Origin of the sequence: Actinomadura gamaensis (assembly GCF_042652125.1) — a bacterium.
GTDB classification, from domain to species: Bacteria; Actinomycetota; Actinomycetes; order Streptosporangiales; family Streptosporangiaceae; genus Spirillospora; species Spirillospora gamaensis.
In genome coordinates this window covers 382,556-401,240 of record NZ_JBHSIT010000010.1, presented here as the reverse complement: position 1 = coordinate 401,240, position 18,685 = coordinate 382,556, and the positions used below count along the sequence as shown (strand labels likewise).

General features: G+C 72.9%; 18 protein-coding genes, 3 tRNA genes and 1 rRNA gene. 12 read left to right on the top strand and 10 right to left on the bottom strand.

What is annotated here, in order from left to right:
* Nucleotides 1-78: ribosomal RNA gene (gene rrf / locus ACFPCY_RS32115) — 5S ribosomal RNA — on the top strand; the annotation flags it as partial.
* A 58-nt stretch (nt 79-136) separates the two neighbouring features.
* Here the strand turns inward: rrf and ACFPCY_RS32110 are convergent.
* On the bottom strand, nt 137-1,120 hold the full coding sequence (locus tag ACFPCY_RS32110) for an aldo/keto reductase (protein ID WP_378261442.1): 984 nt from the start codon (nt 1,118-1,120) through the stop codon (nt 137-139).
* Between the two features lie 120 nt (nt 1,121-1,240).
* On the opposite strand from ACFPCY_RS32110, the gene ACFPCY_RS32105 reads away from it, so the two are divergent.
* A complete protein-coding gene (locus ACFPCY_RS32105; protein ID WP_378261440.1) occupies nt 1,241-2,077 on the top strand; it encodes a helix-turn-helix transcriptional regulator in 837 nt (278 codons plus the stop codon).
* A 93-nt stretch (nt 2,078-2,170) separates the two neighbouring features.
* On the opposite strand, the gene ACFPCY_RS32100 is transcribed toward ACFPCY_RS32105, so the two are convergent.
* The 4 genes from ACFPCY_RS32100 to ACFPCY_RS32085 form a co-directional block, all read right to left on the bottom strand.
* Nucleotides 2,171-2,398 (bottom strand): hypothetical protein, encoded by a 228-nt coding sequence (locus ACFPCY_RS32100; protein WP_378261438.1) that lies wholly within the window; start codon nt 2,396-2,398, stop codon nt 2,171-2,173.
* Between the two features lie 83 nt (nt 2,399-2,481).
* Nucleotides 2,482-2,880, bottom strand: a complete 399-nt coding sequence (locus tag ACFPCY_RS32095; RefSeq protein WP_378261436.1) for a hypothetical protein — start codon at nt 2,878-2,880, stop codon at nt 2,482-2,484.
* A gap of 126 nt (nt 2,881-3,006) precedes the next feature.
* A complete protein-coding gene (locus ACFPCY_RS32090; protein ID WP_378261434.1) occupies nt 3,007-3,432 on the bottom strand; it encodes an ATP-binding protein in 426 nt (141 codons plus the stop codon).
* Nucleotides 3,433-3,512: 80 nt separating this feature from the next.
* Nucleotides 3,513-4,634 carry a helix-turn-helix domain-containing protein gene (locus tag ACFPCY_RS32085; protein WP_378261432.1) on the bottom strand — a complete coding sequence of 374 codons (1,122 nt, stop codon included), beginning with the start codon at nt 4,632-4,634 and terminating at the stop codon, nt 3,513-3,515.
* A gap of 191 nt (nt 4,635-4,825) precedes the next feature.
* On the opposite strand from ACFPCY_RS32085, the gene ACFPCY_RS32080 reads away from it, so the two are divergent.
* Both ACFPCY_RS32080 and ACFPCY_RS32075 read left to right on the top strand, forming a co-directional pair.
* Nucleotides 4,826-5,194, top strand: coding sequence for a bleomycin resistance protein (locus ACFPCY_RS32080; protein ID WP_378261430.1), 369 nt, complete (start codon nt 4,826-4,828; stop codon nt 5,192-5,194).
* Nucleotides 5,195-5,276: 82 nt separating this feature from the next.
* Nucleotides 5,277-5,825 (top strand): dihydrofolate reductase family protein, encoded by a 549-nt coding sequence (locus ACFPCY_RS32075; protein ID WP_378261428.1) that lies wholly within the window; start codon nt 5,277-5,279, stop codon nt 5,823-5,825.
* Here the strand turns inward: ACFPCY_RS32075 and ACFPCY_RS32070 are convergent.
* The 4 genes from ACFPCY_RS32070 to ACFPCY_RS32055 all read right to left on the bottom strand — a co-directional run bounded on the left by ACFPCY_RS32070 (nt 5,797) and on the right by ACFPCY_RS32055 (nt 9,764).
* On the bottom strand, nt 5,797-6,699 hold the full coding sequence (locus ACFPCY_RS32070; RefSeq protein ID WP_378261426.1) for a class I SAM-dependent methyltransferase: 903 nt from the start codon (nt 6,697-6,699) through the stop codon (nt 5,797-5,799). The two genes, ACFPCY_RS32075 and ACFPCY_RS32070, sit on opposite strands and share 29 nt — an antisense overlap.
* 41 nt (nt 6,700-6,740) lie before the next feature.
* The gene (locus ACFPCY_RS32065; RefSeq protein ID WP_378261423.1) at nt 6,741-7,295 is read right to left on the bottom strand and encodes a GNAT family N-acetyltransferase; all 555 of its coding nucleotides are present in this window, start codon (nt 7,293-7,295) and stop codon (nt 6,741-6,743) included.
* A 141-nt stretch (nt 7,296-7,436) separates the two neighbouring features.
* Nucleotides 7,437-8,495: a carbohydrate-binding protein gene (locus tag ACFPCY_RS32060; RefSeq protein WP_378261421.1), complete on the bottom strand. Its 1,059-nt coding sequence runs from the start codon at nt 8,493-8,495 to the stop codon at nt 7,437-7,439.
* A gap of 189 nt (nt 8,496-8,684) precedes the next feature.
* Nucleotides 8,685-9,764, bottom strand: a complete 1,080-nt coding sequence (locus tag ACFPCY_RS32055) for an AraC family transcriptional regulator (protein WP_378261419.1) — start codon at nt 9,762-9,764, stop codon at nt 8,685-8,687.
* Between the two features lie 91 nt (nt 9,765-9,855).
* Between ACFPCY_RS32055 and ACFPCY_RS32050 the strand changes: the two genes are divergently transcribed.
* Together ACFPCY_RS32050 and ACFPCY_RS32045 are read left to right on the top strand one after the other, a co-directional pair.
* Nucleotides 9,856-11,022 (top strand): MFS transporter, encoded by a 1,167-nt coding sequence (locus ACFPCY_RS32050; protein WP_378261417.1) that lies wholly within the window; start codon nt 9,856-9,858, stop codon nt 11,020-11,022.
* A gap of 62 nt (nt 11,023-11,084) precedes the next feature.
* Nucleotides 11,085-11,324 carry a sigma factor-like helix-turn-helix DNA-binding protein gene (locus ACFPCY_RS32045; RefSeq protein ID WP_378261415.1) on the top strand — a complete coding sequence of 80 codons (240 nt, stop codon included), beginning with the start codon at nt 11,085-11,087 and terminating at the stop codon, nt 11,322-11,324.
* A gap of 11 nt (nt 11,325-11,335) precedes the next feature.
* On the opposite strand, the gene ACFPCY_RS32040 is transcribed toward ACFPCY_RS32045, so the two are convergent.
* Nucleotides 11,336-12,208 carry a LysR family transcriptional regulator gene (locus ACFPCY_RS32040; RefSeq protein ID WP_378261412.1) on the bottom strand — a complete coding sequence of 291 codons (873 nt, stop codon included), beginning with the start codon at nt 12,206-12,208 and terminating at the stop codon, nt 11,336-11,338.
* 82 nt (nt 12,209-12,290) lie between these two features.
* Between ACFPCY_RS32040 and ACFPCY_RS32035 the strand changes: the two genes are divergently transcribed.
* The 6 genes from ACFPCY_RS32035 (at nt 12,291) to ACFPCY_RS32010 (ending at nt 18,600) form a co-directional block, all read left to right on the top strand.
* On the top strand, nt 12,291-13,130 hold the full coding sequence (locus ACFPCY_RS32035) for an oxidoreductase (protein WP_378261410.1): 840 nt from the start codon (nt 12,291-12,293) through the stop codon (nt 13,128-13,130).
* Nucleotides 13,131-13,270: 140 nt separating this feature from the next.
* A complete protein-coding gene (locus tag ACFPCY_RS32030) occupies nt 13,271-15,151 on the top strand; it encodes a glycoside hydrolase family 3 protein (RefSeq protein ID WP_378261408.1) in 1,881 nt (626 codons plus the stop codon).
* A gap of 645 nt (nt 15,152-15,796) precedes the next feature.
* Nucleotides 15,797-15,881: transfer RNA gene (locus ACFPCY_RS32025), tRNA-Ser, on the top strand.
* A 5-nt stretch (nt 15,882-15,886) separates the two neighbouring features.
* Nucleotides 15,887-15,959: transfer RNA gene (locus tag ACFPCY_RS32020), tRNA-Ile, on the top strand.
* A 47-nt stretch (nt 15,960-16,006) separates the two neighbouring features.
* Nucleotides 16,007-16,079 (top strand) — tRNA-Arg (locus tag ACFPCY_RS32015).
* A gap of 541 nt (nt 16,080-16,620) precedes the next feature.
* Entirely contained in the window at nt 16,621-18,600 is a 1,980-nt protein-coding gene (locus ACFPCY_RS32010) for a tetratricopeptide repeat protein (protein ID WP_378261406.1), read from the top strand.
* Nucleotides 18,601-18,685 lie beyond the last annotated feature (85 nt).

Genomic DNA, 18,685 nt, shown 5'->3' with positions numbered 1-18,685 from the left:
CCGAACCCGGTAGTTAAGCCCCTCAGCGCCGATGGTACTGCATGGGAGACTGTGTGGGAGAGTAGGACACCGCCGGACATATATTGGGTGAGGCCCCGCCATTTCGATGGCGGGGCCTCACTGCTTTGTGCACCTTTCAGGACTTGTCGAGGTTGGCCAGATAGGCCTCGTTGCCCTGGGCGCCCGCGACAGCGCCGGGCGGTACGAGTTCTTCGAGGCGCTTGAAGACCGAGGCGTCCAAGGTGAGGTCGCCGGCGGCGGCGTTCGCGCGGGCGTTGTCGGCCTTGCGGGTTCCCGGGATCGGAATGACCTCGCGGTGGATCAGCCATGCGAGAGCCAGTTGCGCCGTCGTGATGCCGTGTTCGGCGGCGAGGGCGGCCACGTCGTCCGCGAGGGAGACGTTGCGCTCCAGGTTCTCGGCCTGGAAGCGGGGATTGCCTCGCCGCCAGTCGTTCTCCTCGAGGTCGGAGAACGAGCGGACCGTTCCGCCGAGAAGGCCGCGTCCTAGCGGGCTGTAGGCCACGAAGGCCACGCCGAGCTCGTCGCACGCCGGGATCAGGTCTTCCTCGGGTCCCCGCTGGAAGGGCGAGTACTCGGTCTGGACCGCCGTGACCGGGTGGACGGCGTGGGCCCGGCGGAGCGTCCGGGGTGAGACCTCGGAGAGTCCGTACCCGCCGATCTTCCCGGCCTGGACCAGCTCGCCGAGCGCGCCCGCGGTCTCCTCGATCGGGGTCGTCGGGTCGAGCCGGTGGAGGTAGTAGAGCTCCACGTGGTCGGTCTGGAGGCGGGAAAGGCTGGCGTCCAGGGCCTTCCGGAGGTATTCGGGACGTCCCATGCCCGGAATGAGGATGCCGTGCTCGTCCTGGTTGCCGCCGAACTTGGTCGCCAGGACCACGTCGTCGCGGCGCCCTTTCAGCATTCGGCCGATGAGCTTCTCGCTGTGGCCCGCGCCGTAGATGTCGGCCGTGTCGACGAACGTGATTCCGGCGTCCAGTGCGGCCATGAGGGTCTCGGCGGCGTCGTTCTCCTCGACGCCTCCGTAGACCGGTGCCAGGGTCATCGCGCCGAATCCCAGCACGGATACCTCTGGTCCGTTCGCTCCGAGGTTCCGGAAGCGCATGCAGTCACCTCTTCGTCAGCTTCGTCTCGAAGTCCACTGTGTCCCCAGGGGAGCGGGCCGACCAGTGCTCGCTCGTGACTAGGTACCGGAGGGCTAGCCTCCGGACGGCAGAATGGGAACGTGGCGACTCGTGAGATGGCCGAGTTTCTCCGTTCCAGGCGGGACCGCATCAGGCCCGCCGTCGTGGGCCTGCCCGAGGGCGGGCGTCGCAGGACTCCGGGTTTGCGGCGTGCGGAGGTGGCATTGCTCGCCGGGATCAGCCCGGACTACTACATGCGGCTGGAGCAGGGCCGAGGAACGCGTCCCTCCCCGTCCGTCCTGGACGGGTTGGCCCGGGCGCTCGTCCTCAACGACGACGAGCGCGATCATCTGTACCGGCTCGCTCTGGAGCTGCCGTCCCCGCCGCAGGTGAACGGCGAGGATCCGCTGGACGGTCAGGTCGGCCGCGAGGTCGCTCAGCTCCTGGACGCGATCGACCGCGTCCCGGCGTACGTGGTCAACGGCCGCCTCGACGTCCTCGCGTGGAACCGGACGGCGGCGGCGCTGATGTGCGAGGTGGCGGAGCTGCCGGAGCCGCGCCGCAACATGCTCCGGTACGCGTTCGGCGATCCTCGGGCGCGCTCGTTCTACGTGGACTGGGAGGGCGTGGTGCGGCACGGCGTGGCCCAGTTGCGCGCGGCCACCGGCCGCGATCCGGGCAATCCCGTGACCGAGGCGCTCATCCGAGAGCTGTCCCGCGACGCGGCGTTCCGGGACTGCTGGGCCAGGCAGGACGTGAAAGGACCAGGCACGGGCCGCAAGGAGTACCGCCACCCGGTCGTCGGCCGCATCTCCCTGGACTACATCGGGATGCTTCTGCCCGGCACGGCCGAGCACCAGTTCGTCACCCTGACCGCGCCGGACGCCGAGTCCCAGGCCGCCCTCGACAAGCTGGCCGCCGCAGGCGTGAGCGCATAGTCCCGCCGCCGACGTTCCGCCGGGAGTCCCCGGCGGAACGTCGGCATATCGGCGCACAGTCCCGGCCCGGCCGTCGAGTTGCCGACTCCCGCGCTAGGGCGGCGGCGAGATGGGCGTGCCGCCGGGGAACGCCTTGGCGGACGCTCCGCAGGCGGGGCATCCGGGTTCGATCCACGGCGGCTGGCTGGGCAGCCCGTAGTGGTACCAGGCGGTGTGGGCGCCGCTGTGGCGCGCCTCGAACACCTGCTCCCAGCTCCATACGCAGCGCTGGCAGTGGAAGCGCCATCGCTGGGCGCTGGTGTGGACCTTCTTGACGCACATGGCGTCCTCCGCATCGTCCTACGCGTGTGTGGATGCGCGTGCGGTCGACCCGGCTCGTCCTGAGCCGGTCGCCGAAGGGACGATCACGTACGGGAGACGCCCAGGGCGATGAGGGTGCCGGTGCCGGGGGCGCGCCCATCGCGGCCCGCCACGGCGACCGGGGTTGCCGGGCGCGGGCGGTGGATCGGGCGCGGCAGGTCCGAGGCCGGCACGTGAGTGAACCCGCGGGGCAGCCGGACGCTGCTCGGGCGGCCCGGCACCGCGCTGGCGGGACGGACGGCGGACGGGTCACTGTGATCGCCGGGGCCGTCGTCCCGGTCGTCGCAGTCGGACGAGGCGGAATGAACCTTCGCCGTCGCGCTCGCCTCGACGCCCGCGACGACGTCGGTGTGCAGGGTCAGCGCGGCGAACAGCGCGAGCAGCGCCAGCAACGCCCGGGGCCATGACCGGGCGGGAAGCCGCTGGAGCCGGACTGCTCGCACGGAACCAAACCCTACATCACTCTCTGTAGTTGAACGGGCGCATGCCGTTACTCATGTATCCGCCCGGCAAGGGTCCCCGCACCTGCCGGCCGCCCTCACCGAACTGGCCGCCGCCGACATGAGCTGCTAGCCATTACGCGGGATGGCGAGCAGCGCGTAGACGGTCTTGCCGCCGGGTTCAGGACGCTGTCCCCAGTAGGCGGAGAGGGCGTCCACGATCATGAGTCCCCGCCCGCCCTCGTCGTCGGCCTCCCGAGGCGCGGCCCGCCCGGGTGAGGGATCTTCGACCTCGACCACGACGAACCTCTCCAGCAGCGCGACACGAAGGCCGATCGCCTGCCCGGGCGCCGCCTGCATCGCGTTGGCGAACAACTCGTCGGCGACCAGGACCGCGTCGTCCACCATTTCCTTGAGGTCCCACCCGATCAGGTGAGCCTCGACGAGATTCCGCACGAGCACCGCCGCGGACGCCACGCCGGCGACGTCCTGCTCGAACCACTGAGCGTGCCTCGGGTGCCGGTTGCGAGCAGAGTTCGCTTTGGGCCAGGTCATCGGATCGTCCTATCGGCATTGCCACTGTGACGGATGCCACAGAGTCTGCTCGACCGGTGATCTGACGGGGAGTGGCCTGGCTAGTGGCCACGACCTCGGATTTCTTCCATCAAAAGCCGCAAAGTGAGCGAATGCTTTTCTGGGGGGAGGGCGCTGAGGGCTTGTTGCGCGTAGGCGATGCCGCCTTGCTGGTCTCCGGCTTTCGCCAGCATCAGGCCGCGGTGCAGGTCGAGGTGGGTGGTGAATCGTGGGAGCGAGGCGGGGAGTTCCGCGCGGGCTTGTTCCTGAGCGGCGACGGCGGTTCTCTCGTCGCCGAGGCGCGCGCTCATGAGGGAGACGAAGACGTTCATTCGCCACCATGGGACGGCGTAGTCCGAGGTCTGCTCTTCGGAACCGATGCGGTCGAACACGTGGCGACCTTCGCGCAGCAGGCGCAGCGCCGTCGTGCGGTCTCCGCGGAGCGCCGCGACGTGGGCGCGGCCCATGATCGCGTTGAGGCGGCCGAGGGACGGTTTGTCGCTGATCGCCATCGCCTGGGACGCGAACAGATCCGCCATGCCGAGCCCGGCGCCCTCGTAGCCGAGCGCGATGGCCGCACGGCCGCGGACCCACACCCGGGTCTCGTCGTTCTGGGAGCGGTCGGCGGCCTCGGCCGCGATCCGGTACCAGGTGGCGGCCTTCGCGCCGTCCGAGCCCGGGAAGGTCTTCCCGTAGAGGGTCATCAGCTTGGCCGCCACGTCCCAGAGGCCGGGCGTTTCGAGTTGCTGCTGAAGGACGAGGAGGTCGAGCGACAGGCGTTTCTGGATCTCCGCGGCGCCGAGGGACATGTAGTCCCGCCCGTAGGTGACGAGCTTGTCCCTCCACTCGTCCAGCCCAGGCCGGTCCTCTGCGAGCGCGGAGGTGAAGCCGGAGCGGATCAGGTCGCTCGCGACGACGGGCGCGATGGCCGTGGCGGCGGCGTTCGTCAGGAATCGGCGTCGGTTCACTTTCGCGTCCTCGAGGACTTCAAGCGGCACCTCCAGGACGGCCGCGAGGTGGCGGAGCCAGAACGGTCCGGGGTTCCGTGTCCCGTGCTCCCAGCGTGAGACCGTCTCCCGGGTGACCGTCGCATGGTCCGCCGAAGCGCAGAGCAGGTCGGCCAGCCGCGCCTGGGAGTAGCCGAGGGCTTCGCGGAGGTCCTTGACGAGCGGTCCGAGCGGCATGCACCCAGTCTGCACCTTGCCTAGTGGCCAGCGGGGTGGCCAAGAGGGTGGCCGCCGTCGCGAGGGGAGAGGTCTCCGCCGGAAGCATCGACTGCGCCGTCACGTCGCTCGACAGATGCCGGCGAGCCGGAGAGTGTCGCAGCTACCGCGTAGCCTCCGGAGTCCATGCCCGTCACGTCGTAGGAGAGACCATGGACGGTCAGGTTCGTTTTGAGGACGTGGCGCCGGTGATTCCGGTCAGGGACCTCGCCGCCGCACTCGACCGCTATCGCGCCCTGGGTTTCTCGGTGCGTCGCTACGACGGAGATCCCGGGTACGGGTTCGCCGATCGGGGGCCGGTCGGGCTCCACCTCACCCAGTGGGACGAGCATGACCCCGCCCGCACCGGCGCGGTCGTCTACCTCTACGTCTCGGACGCCGACGCCCTGCATGCCGAATGGAGCCGTGCAGGCGTCCCCGGCCGCCTCGGCGAACCGGACGACACGCCTTACGGGCTCCGCGAGTTCGCTTACGTCGACCCGGACGGAACGCTTCACCGCGTCGGCTCACCGATTCGATGACACGGACATCGGCCGGGGGCGGCGATGAGTTGGTGGGCGGGCGGAGTCTCCTCTGGAAAGGCGGTCGGTGATCGGAGGACAAGTGGATGACTTCGCGGCGCAGGTCGGGGCCGGAAAGGTGCTCTGGCACTTCGCCATGTCGCTGGACGGGTTCGTCGCCGGGCCCGGGCATGACATGGGGTGGATGGCCGGAATGAGCCTGCGGGACGGGCTGCTCGACGAGTACGTCCGGACGACCGGGGCCGTGCTCGGAGGGCGGGACGGGTGGGACGCCGTTGTCGGCGGGGCTCGGCCTTACGGGGGTGCTTGGAAGGGACCGATCTTCGTGCTCACGCATCACCCCGAGGACGCCGAGCCCGCGGATGACGTCACCTTTCTGGACTGCGATGTCGCGGACGCGGTGCGAGTCGCGTTGGACGCGGCGGGCGGTAAGAACGTCGAGGTGTTCTCGCCGAACATCGGACGGCAGTTGCTGGAGCGCGGGCTGATCGACGAGATCGATCTGCATGTCGCGCCGGTGCTGCTCGGGGACGGGATTCGGTTGTTCGACAATCCGGGCGGGGTTCCGGTTCGGCTGGAGCGGTCGGGCGGCGAGGCGGTCGTCAACGTGCGGTACCGGCCGGCGCGGTAGGCGCCTGGAAGTGCCAGATCAGCATGGACGGGACGCCGGCGGAGGCGGCCAGGGCGGCTTCCGGGATCATCGCGGCGAGGCTCCAGGGCCAGACGTCCCAGGGGCCGGGTCCGTCGGCGGCGTCCGGGACGGTGGGCGGAGGCGGCGGGACGGGCTCTTCGCAGCGGCGCAGGTGCAGGCCCGCGTCGAGGGCCGCGCGCAGGTAGTCGCCGACGAGGTGGTGGTGGGTCGTGACGCGGGCCGGGCGGCCGTCCAGGCGGACGGTCGGGACGGAGCCGCGCGCGACGGCGTCCGGGTGGACGTCCGCGATGATCAGGTGGCCGCCGGGGCGCAGGACGCGGGCGAACTCGCGCAGCGGGGGCGCCGGGGACGGGACGTGGGTCAGCGACAGGGCGCAGGTGACGACGTCCGCCGAGGCGTCGGGGACGGGCAGGGCGTCCAGGGAGCCGGTCCGGAAGTCGGCGTCCGGGACGGCGCGGCGGGCCTCGGCCAGCATGGCGGGGGAGCTGTCGACGCCGGTGACGCGGTGGCCGCGCGCGGACAGGAGGCGGGCGTAGCGGCCCGTCCCGCAGGCGGCGTCGAGGGCGTCGCCGGGCGGGAGCGCGTCGAGGATCCCGGTGACGACGGGCTCGTCGATCGCGAACGCGGCGTTGTCCGGGTCGTCGTAGGTCGGGGCCCAGACGCCGTAGCCGGTGACGGTGTCGGCGCGCTCGACCCGGACGGCCGCGTCCGCGAGGGACGGGTCGTCCAGGAGGCGGCGGATCTCGGCGAGGCGGGCCTCGACGAAGTCGCGGTCGCCGTGGCCGGTGAACGCGCGGAGCAGCGCGGTGCCTTCGATGCCCAGCAGGTAGGCCAGCGGGTGTTCGTAGATCACCGGGGCGAGGCTAGCCAGGACGGTGCGCGGGATGCCACGGATTATCCGGAGTGGCCGGGAGCGATCCGGTACAGGACGTGGCGGCGCAGCGGGTGGCCCTCGACGAAGTAGGGGTGGTCGAAGTCGTCGGACGGGTCGTGCGTCATGCCGATGCGGCGCATGACGGCGCGGGAGCGGGCGTTGTCGACGGTCGTGAAGGCGACGACCTCGGGGAGTCCGAGTTCGGTGAAGGCGAAGTCGAGGGAGCGGCGGGCGGCCTCGGACGCGTAGCCGTGGCCCCAGGCGTCCCGGGCCAGCCGCCAGCCGACCTCGACGGCCGGGGTGAAGTGCGCGGTGAAGCGCGGCACGGACAGGCCCGTGACGCCGATGAAGCGGCCCGACCCGGCGACCTCGACGGCCCAGAAGCCGAAGCCGCGTTCCTCGATGGCGGCGTCGAAGCGGTCGAGCTGGGCGTCGCTCTCCGCGCGGGTCATGACGTCGGGGAAGTACTTCATGACCTCGGGGTCGGCGTTGAGCGCGGCCCAGGGGCCGCGGTCCTCGTCGCGCCAGCGGCGCAGGACGAGCCGTTCGGAGCGGAGCGCTGAAGATCTCGTCATACCGCCGACGGTATCCGTCCGGGGGCTGAGGCCGGGAGCCGGAGCCGGGAGCCGGAGCCGGGAGCCGGAGCCGGGGGCCAGGGCCGGGCCGGGGCCGGGGGCCGCCGGGCGCCGCTGTCGCCCGGCGGCCCCCGGTGTCCTCTACTGGCTCACCACCCAGTGGTCGTCGGACCCGGCTCGGACGAACTTCAGCGTCGGGCACAGGTAGTCGGACGGGTCCGGGTTCGCGACCGGCTCCCAGGGGGAGTCGGACGGGCTCGCCGCCGTCCAGGCGCCGTTGTGGCGGAGCTTGATCGAGCTGCTCTCGAAGACGGTGTTCCGGGCGTCCTCGCAGTAGTAGGCGTTGCCGGTCGAGGGGTCGCGGCTGGCGTAGATCTCGAAGATGTCCCAGCCGTAGCGGAGGCCGCTGGTGTCGCGTCCGGACTTGCTGTAGAAGGAGCTCCACGTCTTGGTCGTGTAGTTGTATAGGTAAGCCGTCCAGGCGTTGGTCGACGCGTTCGTCCGGACGAGCTGGACGGTGTAGGCGGCATGCCCGTTGACCTGCGTGGTGTAGGTCCGCTGGAACGAGGCGTCCATCGGGACCTCGACGGCCGGGCCGTTGCCGCCGCACCAGTCCCACGCCCACAGCTCGTTCCCGACGGCCTGCGAGTAGACCGTGGTGATCTCCATGCAGGACGAGGCGGCCTTGGTGGTCGGCGCGTAGGTGAAGTCGTCGGCGTAGGACACCTGGTAGGACGGGTCGATGCTGTGCGTGGCCATGAGCCCGTCGTGGGTTCCGGCGGCGGGCTCGACGCCCCAGAACTCGTGCACCTGCTCGTCGATCGCGGGGCCGGCGGAGTTCCGCAGCCGCGCGCGGTGCAGCGCGCGGAACGCGTCGGCGGCCTTCTTCGTGGCCGCGTCCTGCGGGACGGCGCGGGCGTGCGCGACGCGTCCGACCTTGGGAGCGGTCGGGTCGGGCGACGCCGGAGCGGTCGGACGCAGCGGCGCGGTCGGATCCGGAGCCGTGCCGCGCGGCGCGGTCGGATCGGGATTCGCCTGGAGCGGCGCGGTCGGGTCGGGGGCGGCCTGGCGCGGCGCGGTCGGGTTCGGGGCGGCGGGGAGCGGCGCGGTCGGGCCGGGGGAGGCCGCGGCGGGCCCGGCGGCCAGGGCGGTGAGGAGGGCGGACGGGAGCAGGCACGCGAACAGGGTTCGTCGCTGCATCACACGACTCCTTGTGGGAGGCGGGGGACGGAGTTCGGCGTGCGCGCGCGGCCGGGCGGCGGGGGTCGGGGGAGCATGATCGCCCCTGCTGCCGACCCATAGAGTGCGGTCAGTTCGGACGCCTGTCAATACCATTTTCAGGTATTTTTCAGGCGATTCAGAAAATGCAGGTCAGAGCGGGTGAAAGTCCTATCTCGGCCAGCCGTCCCGGCGGGCCGCGCCGGGGGTGTGGCCGAAGGTGCGGCGGTAGGCGTCGATGAACGCGCTCGCCGACGCCCAGCCGCAACGATGCGCGACGGCGGTGACCGGCTCGCCCTCCGCGAGCAGGATCAGCGCGTGGTGCAGGCGCAGCGCCGCCCGCCAGCGCGGGAAGCTCATCCCCAGCTCGCGCGCGAACAGGCGCGACAGCGTCCGCTCCCCGGCGCCGACGCGCCTGCCCAGCTCGGCGAGCCCGGCGGGTTCGGCCGGGTCGTCCAGCAGGATCCGGCAGGCGGCGACGAGCCGGGGATCGCGTGCCGCGGGGACGTAGTGTCCCGCCAGCCGGGGCGCGCGCCGCAGCCGATCCAGCAGGACGGCCATCAGGCGACTCCGCTCCCCGCCTTCCACCGCGCCTCCCACCTTCGCCTCGGGCCCGCCTTCATGCCCGGCCGCGGTTTCGTGCCCGGCCGCGGTTTCGTGCCCGGCCGCGGCTTCAGGTTCGGCTGCGGCTTCGTGCCCGGCTGGGGCTTCAGGTTCGGCTGCGGCTTCAGGTTCGGCTGCGGCTTCAGGTTCGGCTGGGGGTTCGAGCCCGGCTGGGGGTTCGAGCCCGGCTGCGGGTCCGGGCTCGGCCGTGATGGCGAGGATCAGTTCGCGGAGCAGCGGATCGACGCTGAGGACGGCGGGCGACGACGTGCCGATCGGGTCGTCCGCGGCGGCGACTCCGACCAGGCGCAGGTCGGCGACGCCGAACGAGCGGTGTTCGTGGACGATCCCGCCGGGCACCCACAGCGCCCGTCCGGGGAAGGCCAGCCAACTCCCCGCGTCGGTCGTCACCGCGTCCACGCCCGTCCGTGCGTAGATGAGCTGCGGGTTGTCGTGCCGGTGCGCGCTCAGCCCGCCGCCGGGCACCAGCGCGCGGATGCCGGTCGCCGCCTCGGGCAGGTACCGCGTCGCCGTAGCAGACGGGTGCCGCGTCGCCGGAACGGATGGGTGCCGCGTCGCAGGAGCGGACGGCTGTCGCCTCGCCGGAGCGGATGGGTGCCGCGTCGCAGGAGTGGACGGGTGCGGCACGCGAGTCTCCTGAGCCGTTTGGCGGGTTTCCGATACATGATGGCGTGATGCCGGAAGCGCGACAAGCGGGCGGCGGGCGACGCTGGCGGGCATGAAGCGGTCGGTCCTCCTCCTGTCCACCGGGCACGCCTGCGTGGACGTGTACCAGGGCGCGGTGCCCGCGCTCGTCCCGTTCCTGGTGTCCGAGCGGCACTACAGCTACGCGGCGGCGTCGGCGGTGGTGCTCGCGGCGACGCTGCTGTCGTCGGTCGTCCAGCCGGTGTTCGGGCTGCTCACCGACCGGTGGCGGATGCCGTGGCTGATCCCGGTGTCGATGCTGCTCGCGGGGCTCGGCATCGCGGCGGCCGGGACGTCCGGGGACCGCGCGCTGGTCTGGGCGGTCGTCGCGGTGTCCGGGCTCGGCGTCGCGGCGTACCATCCGGCGTCCGCGCGGCTCGCGCGGGCCGTCACGCGCGGCGACCACACCGCGATGAGCTGGTTCTCGCTGGGCGGCAACGTCGGGTTCGCGGCGGCTCCGCTGCTGGTCACGCCGCTGCTGGCGGCGGGCGGGCTCGGCGCGACGCCCTGGCTCGCGGTCCCGGCCGTCGCGGGCGCGCTGATGACCGTCCTGGTGACGCGGGAGCCGGCGCCCGCGCGGTCCTCGTCCGGCGCGTCCGGCGGACGGCGCGACGACTGGCGCATGTTCGCGCGGCTGTCGCTCGTCGTGACGTTCCGGTCGATCGCGTTCTTCGGGGTGAGCACGCTGCTCGCCGTGGTCGCGAAGCAGCGGATGGACGGCGGCTCGGAGGCGGGGGCGGCGGCGCTGTTCCTGCTGTTCGCGGGCGGCGCGGCCGGGACCGTCCTCGGCGGGCGGCTCGCCGGGCGCTTCGGCCGCGTCCGCTGCACCCGCGCCGCGTACGCGCTCGCCGTGCCGTCCGTCGCGGGCGTCGCGTTCCTGCCCGGCCCGCTGGTGTTCCTCGGCGTCGCGGCGACGGCGGCGACCCTGTACGTGCCGTTCTCGCTCCAGATCACCCTCGGCCAGGACTACCTGCCCGGACGCGTCGGAACCGCGGGCGGCGTCACGCTGGGCCTCGCGGTCAGCGTAGGCGGCGTCGTCAGTCCGGCGCTCGGCGCGCTGGCCGACGCGACCTCGCCGTCCGCCGCGCTCATCCCGGTGATCGCCGCGCCCGCCCTCGCCTGGGCCCTCGCGCGGACGCTCCGCGAACCCCGCCCGATCGAGACCGCCGCCGTCCCGCCACGCACCGAAGCCAGGGCTTAGCCGACGGTTAAGGGCGGCATAAAGGGCTGCCGGACGCCGACGGGGGCTGCGAGGTTCGGATCGTGGCTGTGCGATGTGGCGAACACCCCGATGCCTCCCCGTCCGGCGGCGGACGGCGTCCGGCCGCCGTGGCGCGGGCGTTCCGGTCGCTGCCCGTGGCGCATCGGGAGATCCTGACCGAGACCTACGTGCGGCGGCGGACGGTCGACCAGGCCGCCGCCGTCCTCGGACTGCCCGTCGAGGTGGTCAAGCTCCGCGTCTACCGGGCCCTCCGCGCCCTGGCCGACACGCTCGCCGGGTGACGGTCACCCGATCACCCGGCCAGGGCGCGGACGACCCGCACGAAGTCGTCCACCAGCGGCGCGGACGCGGCCCACGCCAGGGCGACGCGGAGCGGCTCGACGTCGGTGAGCGGGATCCAGGTCAGGTCGGGGCGGGTGTAGTAGTGGCCCATGCTGGCGGGCGCGAAGCAGATCGCGGCGCCCTCGGCGACCTGTTCGAGCATCTCCTCGACGTTGTCGTTGGTGGGCCCCCAGACCGGGGCCGAGCCGTCCGGGCGGGGGTTGACCGCCCACCAGTCGACCCAGGCGCGGGGCGCGCGCTCGGTCCACATGAGGGGCTCGTCCGCGACGTCCATGATCGACAGGCCGGAGCGGGACGCCAGCGGGTGCGCGACGGGCAGGCCGACCACGCGCGGCTCGGTGTGGACGATCTCCGAGCGCAGCCCGGTCAGGTCGGCGGGCAGCCAGGCGAACGCGACGTCCACGCGGCCGTCGCGGAGGGCGGGCACCTCGCCGCCCCAGTCGAAGCGTTTCGGCTCGACCCGGACGCCCGGGTGGCGGCGCGCGAACTCGGCGCGGGCGCGGGTGGTGAGCTCGCCCGCCCCGGTCGCCTCGAACCCGACGCGCAGCACGCCCGAAACGGCCCGCCGGTGCCGCTCGGCGGCGGCGAGGACCCCGTCGGCGGCGGCGAGCGTCCGGCGCGCCTCGGCGACCACGTCGCGTCCGGCGGCGGTCGCGGTCACGCCGCCCGGATGCCGGTCGAACAGCCGGACGCCGAGCTCGGACTCCAGCCGGCGCAGCGCGTAGGAGAGCGCGGGCTGGCTCACGTACAGGGACGCGGCGGCGCGTCCGACGTTGCCCGCGTCCGCGATCGCGACCAGGTAGCGCAGCTCACGCAGTTCCACGCTGGGATGATAAACGCTCTTTATGCCGTGAGTGATCTTCTGTCTTGGACGCCGGGTCCGGTCCGGGTGGATAACTCTGGGCATGAGCGAACAGCGAGTGTGGTTGATCACGGGAGCGACGTCGGGGTTCGGCCGGGCGATCGCGGAGGCGGCGCTCGCGGCGGGCGACGTCGTGGTGGCGGCGGCGCGCCGTCCCGAGGCATTGGACGACCTGGTGGCCGCGCACCCCGACCGGGTGCGCGCGATCGGGCTGGACGTCACCGACCAGGCCGCGATCACGGCCGCGGTCGCCGAGGCGGTGCTGTGGCACGGCCGCGTGGACGTCCTGGTGAACAACGCGGGGCGCGGCCTGGTCGGCGCGGTCGAGGAGACGACCGACCGGGAGCTGCGCGAGCAGATGGAGCTGCACTTCTTCGGCCCGGCGGCGCTCGTCCGCGCCGTGCTCCCGCACATGCGGCGGCAGGGGACGGGCGCGATCGTGCAGATGAGCAGCATGGGCGGCCGGTTGTCGTTCCCGGGCGTCGGTGCCTACTCGGCGAGCAAGCACGCGCTGGAGGGGCTGACGCTGGCGCTGGCGGGCGAGGTCGCGGGGTTCGGCATCCGGACGCTGATCGTCGAGCCGGGCAGCTTCCGCACCTCGTTCGCGGGGTCCGGGGCGCTGGCGCAGACGGCCGAGCTGCCCGAGTACGCGGAGCTGGTCGGACCGGTGCGGAGGGACCTGCCCGAGAGCGACGGCAAGCAGCCGGGCGACCCGGCGAAGGCCGCCGCCGCGATCCTCGCCGCCCTGGACGCGGACGAGACGCCGCTGCGCCTCCCGCTCGGCAACGACGCGGTGGACGCGATCGAGGCGTCTCTGGCCCGCGACCGCGCCGACGCCGCCGTCTGGGAGAAGGTCTCGCGCAGCACCGACTTCGAGGAATGACGGTTCGTCCCTTACCGGTGCCTCCCTCCCCGGCCGTCCGGATGTGGACGGGTGGGGAGGGAGGGGTTGCCGGGGTGCGTGGGCGGGCTTAACGTGCGCTTGTTGTCGGGGGCAACAAATCGAACCGCGCGGAGGTCTCTGTGCGCAGCTTCCCACCCCGAACCCTCGTCCTCGGCCTCGCGACGGCGCTCGGCGCCCTCGGGGCCGCAACCCTCCCGGCGCAGGCCACGACGGTCCCCGGACGGCTCCACGAGCGGCCCGCACCGTCGAACGCGCCCTACCTCGACGCTCGACGGCCTGTTCGAGAACGCGTCGAGGACCTGCTCAAGCGGATGACGCTCGACGACAAGCTCGGCCAGATGACGCAGGCCGAACGCGGCGGCGCCACCCCGCAGGACGTCACCACCTACCGGCTCGGCTCGATCCTGTCCGGCGGCGGGTCGGTGCCCGCCGAGAACACCCCGCAGGGCTGGGCCGACATGGTGGACGGCTACCAGCGCGGCGCCCTCGCGAGCCCGCTCCGGATCCCGATGATCTACGGCGCGGACGCCGTCCACGGGCACAACAACGTGTACGGGGCGACGATCTTCCCGCACAACATCGGGCTCGGCGCGACCCGCGACCCCCGGCTCGTCCAGCGGATCGGGCGTGCGGTCGCCGAGGAGGTCGCGGGCACCGGCGTGCAGTGGACGTTCGCGCCCTGCCTGTGCGTCGCGCGCAACGACCGCTGGGGCCGCACGTACGAGTCGTTCGGCGAGGTGCCCGAACTGCCGTCCGCGATGACGACCGAGATCGTCGGGTTCCAGGGCCGGCGGCTCGGGTCCGGCCCGGCGTCCATCCTGGCGACGGCGAAGCACTACGTCGGGGACGGCGGGACGACCGGCGGCAAGGACCAGGGCGACACCCAGGTCTCCGAGGCCGAGCTGAGGAAGATCCACCTGCCGCCGTTCCGGGAGGCGGTGCGGCGCGGCGTCGGCTCGGTGATGATCTCCTACAGCTCGTGGAACGGCGTCAAGATGCACGGCAACAAGTACCTGATCACCGACGTGCTCAAGGGCGAGCTCGGGTTCAAGGGCTTCGTCGTCAGCGACTACAACGGCATCGACCAGATCGGCGGCGGCACGCCCGGCCTCACGCCGGAGCGCGTCACGGCGGCGGTCAACGCGGGCATCGACATGTTCATGCAGCCGTGGGACTGGAAGCAGTTCATCGACATGCTGCGCGGTGAGGTCGCGAACGGGCACGTCCCGATGTCGCGCATCGACGACGCGAACCGCCGCATCCTGACGGTGAAGTTCCAGATGGGGCTGTTCGAGCACCCGTTCGCCGACCGCTCGTTCCAGCGCACCTTCGGGTCGGACCAGCACCGCGCGCTGGCGCGGCGGGCCGTCGCCGAGTCGCAGGTCGTGCTGAAGAACGCGGGGAACGTGCTGCCGCTCTCGCGGTCCGCCGGGAAGATCTTCGTGGCGGGCAAGAACGCCGACGACATCGGCAACCAGACCGGCGGGTGGACGCTGACCTGGCAGGGCTCGTCCGGGCCGATCACGAAGGGCACCACGATCCTGCAGGGGATCAGGCAGGCCGTCCGGCCGGGCACGAGCGTCACCTACAGCAAGGACGGCACGGGCATCGACAGGTCGTACAAGGTCGCGGTCGCGGTGGTCGGCGAGACCCCGTACGCCGAGTACATGGGCGACCGGCCGGACGGCATGGGCCTGGACGACCAGGACCTGAGCACCCTCGCGAACCTGCGCGCGTCCGGCGTCCCGGTCGTGGTGGTGCTGGTGTCGGGGCGTCCGCTGGACATCGCGGCGCAGCTCCCGCAGTGGAACGGGCTGGTCGAGTCGTGGCTGCCGGGCACCGAGGGGCAGGGCGTCGCGGACGTGCTGTTCGGGACCGTCCGGCCGACCGGGCGGCTGCCGGTCAGCTGGCCGCGCAGCGCCTCCCAGGAGCCGGTGAACAGGGGCGACGGCAAGTCGCCGCTCTTCCCTTACGGGTTCGGGCTCACTTATCGCCACTGACTGGCCTATAAAGGTCATATGTCCGCATGGCCGTGGCCCCGGGGAGAGGCCGCCGGTGATAGTGGAACGGTCAAGCACATTTGTTGCCGAAGGGGCGGGTGAGATGAAGAAAGTCGTCATCCACAAGACGGGACCGGTCGCGCTGCGCGGCGCGGCGAGCGCCAAGCACGCGGGCTGACACCGCGCGGCGGTACCGGCCGGAACCGGTACCGGCCGGAACCGGTACTGGCGAAGATCGGCACCGGCGAGAATTGGCACCGGCGGCCCGCTGGACGCGAAGGGCGTCCGGCGGGCCGCCGCCCTTCCGAAGCGGCGAATGCACGGGAAACACGAGAAAGTGCGGGGAAGCGCTGGGAAGCGCGGGGAGGCGGGGGGAGGCGCGGGGAAGTGCGGGGAAGCTTGCCGGAAAAAGAGTTGCGGCGGCGGATGCCGCCCGGCAGAGTGGCCATTGTCAGCGACGGACGGACCGTCCCGGCGGGAAAGGAGAGCAGGACCATGCGACGTCATAGCCGAATGCCGCACAGTCGTCATCTCTCCGGTTCCGGGAGCGGTGCCCGACGGACGTGAAACGCGCGTCCTGACGTCCATCGCCGCCCGCGGGCCCGGAGGCCCGGCGGGCGGTTTCGCTTTTCAGAGGCCGCCCGGGGAGGGTTGGCCGAGTGGAAAGGCAGCGGCTTGCTAAGCCGTGGTCGGGGAATTCCCCGCGCGAGTTCGAATCTCGCACCCTCCGCGCCCGGCGGATAGGAGAGCTGGTGCTCTCGGCGGCCTCATGAACCGTTCCAGGCGGGTTCGATTCCCGCATCCGCCACGCGGACACCGCATCGAGGAAACGATTCACGCACGACCGGAAAACGAGTCTCCGTGGCGCAGGGGAGAGCGCGTCGGGTTGCGGACCCGAAGGCCGCAGGTTCGAATCCTGCCGGAGACACGGCCTCCATGGTGTGGCGGTCCGCACACCAGGTCGTGGCCCTGGAGGGTCCGGTTCGACTCCGGATGGGGGCCCGCGGGACGAGTGGCCGGGCGGCACCCGCCGTCCGGCCACTCGCGTGTCCCGGACCGCACGGGCCACTACACCCGCACGCGGAACGCAAGAGGGGACGGCGATGTCCGGCTGTCCGTTTCAGGTCACGGAGCGTCGGGGCGTTGTGAAGGACGTGCCGCGCGAGATACGGATTGAAGACGACGGCTAACACCGAGTGAGGGGCGGACGATGAAGCGGATCCTCGTGCACAGAACCGGGCCGGTCGCGCTGCGCGGCGAGGCCAGTTCCAGGCACGTCGCCCTGTGACCCCACGTCTGTCCGCCTCCCGGACGCGGCGGACGGGTCGCCCATGAACACCCCGGACCGGTCACCCGGGAACACTGCGGACGGGCCGCCCAGGAACACTGCGGACGGGTCGCCCGGGAACGTTGCCGACGGGTCGCCCGGGAACATCGCGGACGGGGCGCCCGGGAACACCGCCGACGAGGTGCGGATCTCGGCGGACCGGCGGATCGGCGGGCCGTACACGGCCGGCGCCGCGCTGCTCGGCGTACTGGTGCCGGAGGCCGCGGCCGAACGGCCCGACCTGACGGCCGCCTACGACATCGAGCTGCGCGCCGTCGCGCCCGACCTCGGGGACCTGGTCCCGGCGCGGCGCGTCCCGCTGGTGGACCGGGTCGGACGGCAAGAGCGCGTCCTCGTCCCCGCCGCCCGCCGGACGCTGCGCGTCGCGAACGGAGTGGCCGAGTTCGTCCGCGAGTGGCTGCGGGCCTCGGGACGTCCGCGCACGGTCGTGCTCGAAGGGTTCGCCGAGGCCGACCCCGCCGACGCCGAACTGTTCGCCGTGCTGCGCCGCCGCGTCGACTCGGGGCTCCTCGCCGTCCGGATCGACGACGGGCCGGTGCCCGAGCCGTCCGGCGACGACCTCGACCCGTCCGCGCACGCCGCCCGCGCGGACGAGCTGGAGGCGTCCGGGCTGGTCGGGCCGCGCCTCGGCGCCGTCCTGCGGCACCGGGACCGGGCGGGCGACCCGGCGCGCGCCGCCGCCTCCTACGCCTACGCCGTCGCCTGGTGCCTCGACCACGGATGCCACGACGCCGCCGTCGAGCTCGGCCGCCGCGGCCTCGACCACGCCACCCCCCACCCCGCCACGGCCTCCCGCTTGGCCGCCTCCGCGCCCCCGGAGGCGGAGGCGGAGGCGAGCACGGACGTGGAGGCGGAGGCGGGCGCTGAGGCGGGCGCGGAGTCGGGCACGGACGTGGAGGCGGAGGCGGGTGCTGAGGCGGGCGCGAAGACGGGTGCTGAGGCGGGCGCGGAGGCGGGGGTTTGGTGGGAGCTCGTGCACGCGACCGCCATGGCGCTGGCCGCGCTGCGGCGCGAGGACGAGGCCGAGCGGCTGCTGCACCACGCCCGCGCGACCACCGACTCGCCCGTCTGGCACTCCACGATCGCGTACTCGCTGGCGATGCTCGCCGTCCGCCACCACGACCCCGGACGCCGCGACCTCACCGCCGCGCTGGCCTGGACGAACACCGCGATCGCGCTGTGCGGGCTGCTGCCCGACCGGGCCGAGCGCGCGGTCAAGCTCGGCTTCGACCTGAACGGGCGGGCGCTGGTCGAGTCCCGCCTCGGCCGGGACGGGACGGCGCTGCGGCTCGTCCAGGAGGCGATCGACCTCGCCGAACGCGACCTGCCGCCGGGCGCCCAGCCCGTCCACCGGATGGTCCTGCTCGCCAACCGCGCCACGGTCCTGGACCGGCTCGGCCGCACCGCCGACGCGCTCCGCGACTGGACGGCCGTGATCGACGCCGACCCCGTCCATCCCGACTACTACATCGACCGGGGCAACCTGCTGCTGCGCCTCGGCCGCGCGGACGAGGCCGTCGCCGACTACGAGACCGCGATGCGCGTCGGCCCGCCGTTCCCCGAGCCGTACTTCAACCGCTCGGAGGTCCGGTTCGCCGCCGGCGACCACGAGGGCGCGCTCGCCGACCTCGACCGCGCGCTGGAGCTGGACCCCGCCTTCGCCGAGGCCCGGACGAACCGGGCGGGCCTGCTCGTCGCGCTCGGCCGCACCGCCGAGGCCCGCGCGGACTGCGCCGCCGGCCTCGCCCACCATCCCGGCGACGCGCACCTGCTCAGCGTCCTCGGCCAGATCGAGGCGGCCGAGGGGCACGGCGACCGGGCCCGCGCCGCGTTCGACCAGGCCCTGGGCAGCGATCCGACGCTGGCCGCCGCGTGGGCGAGCCGGGGCGTCCTGTTCTACGAGATCGGCGACGCGGAGGCGGCGGCCCGCGACCTCACCCGCGCGCTGGAACTGGCCGATGACCCGGCCGTCCTGTTCAACCGCGCCGTCGTCCTGCTCGCCCTCGGACGCCCCGACCAGGCCCGCGCCGACCTCGTGCGCGCGCGGGACCTCGCGCCCGGCGACCCCGACATCGAGAAGGCCCTGGCCGACTTCGGCTAGCCCGCGATCCGGCCCGTGAGCTAGCCGGCGATCCGGCCCGCGAGCCCGCCCGCGATCCAGCCTGCGATCCTGACCGCGTTCGGTC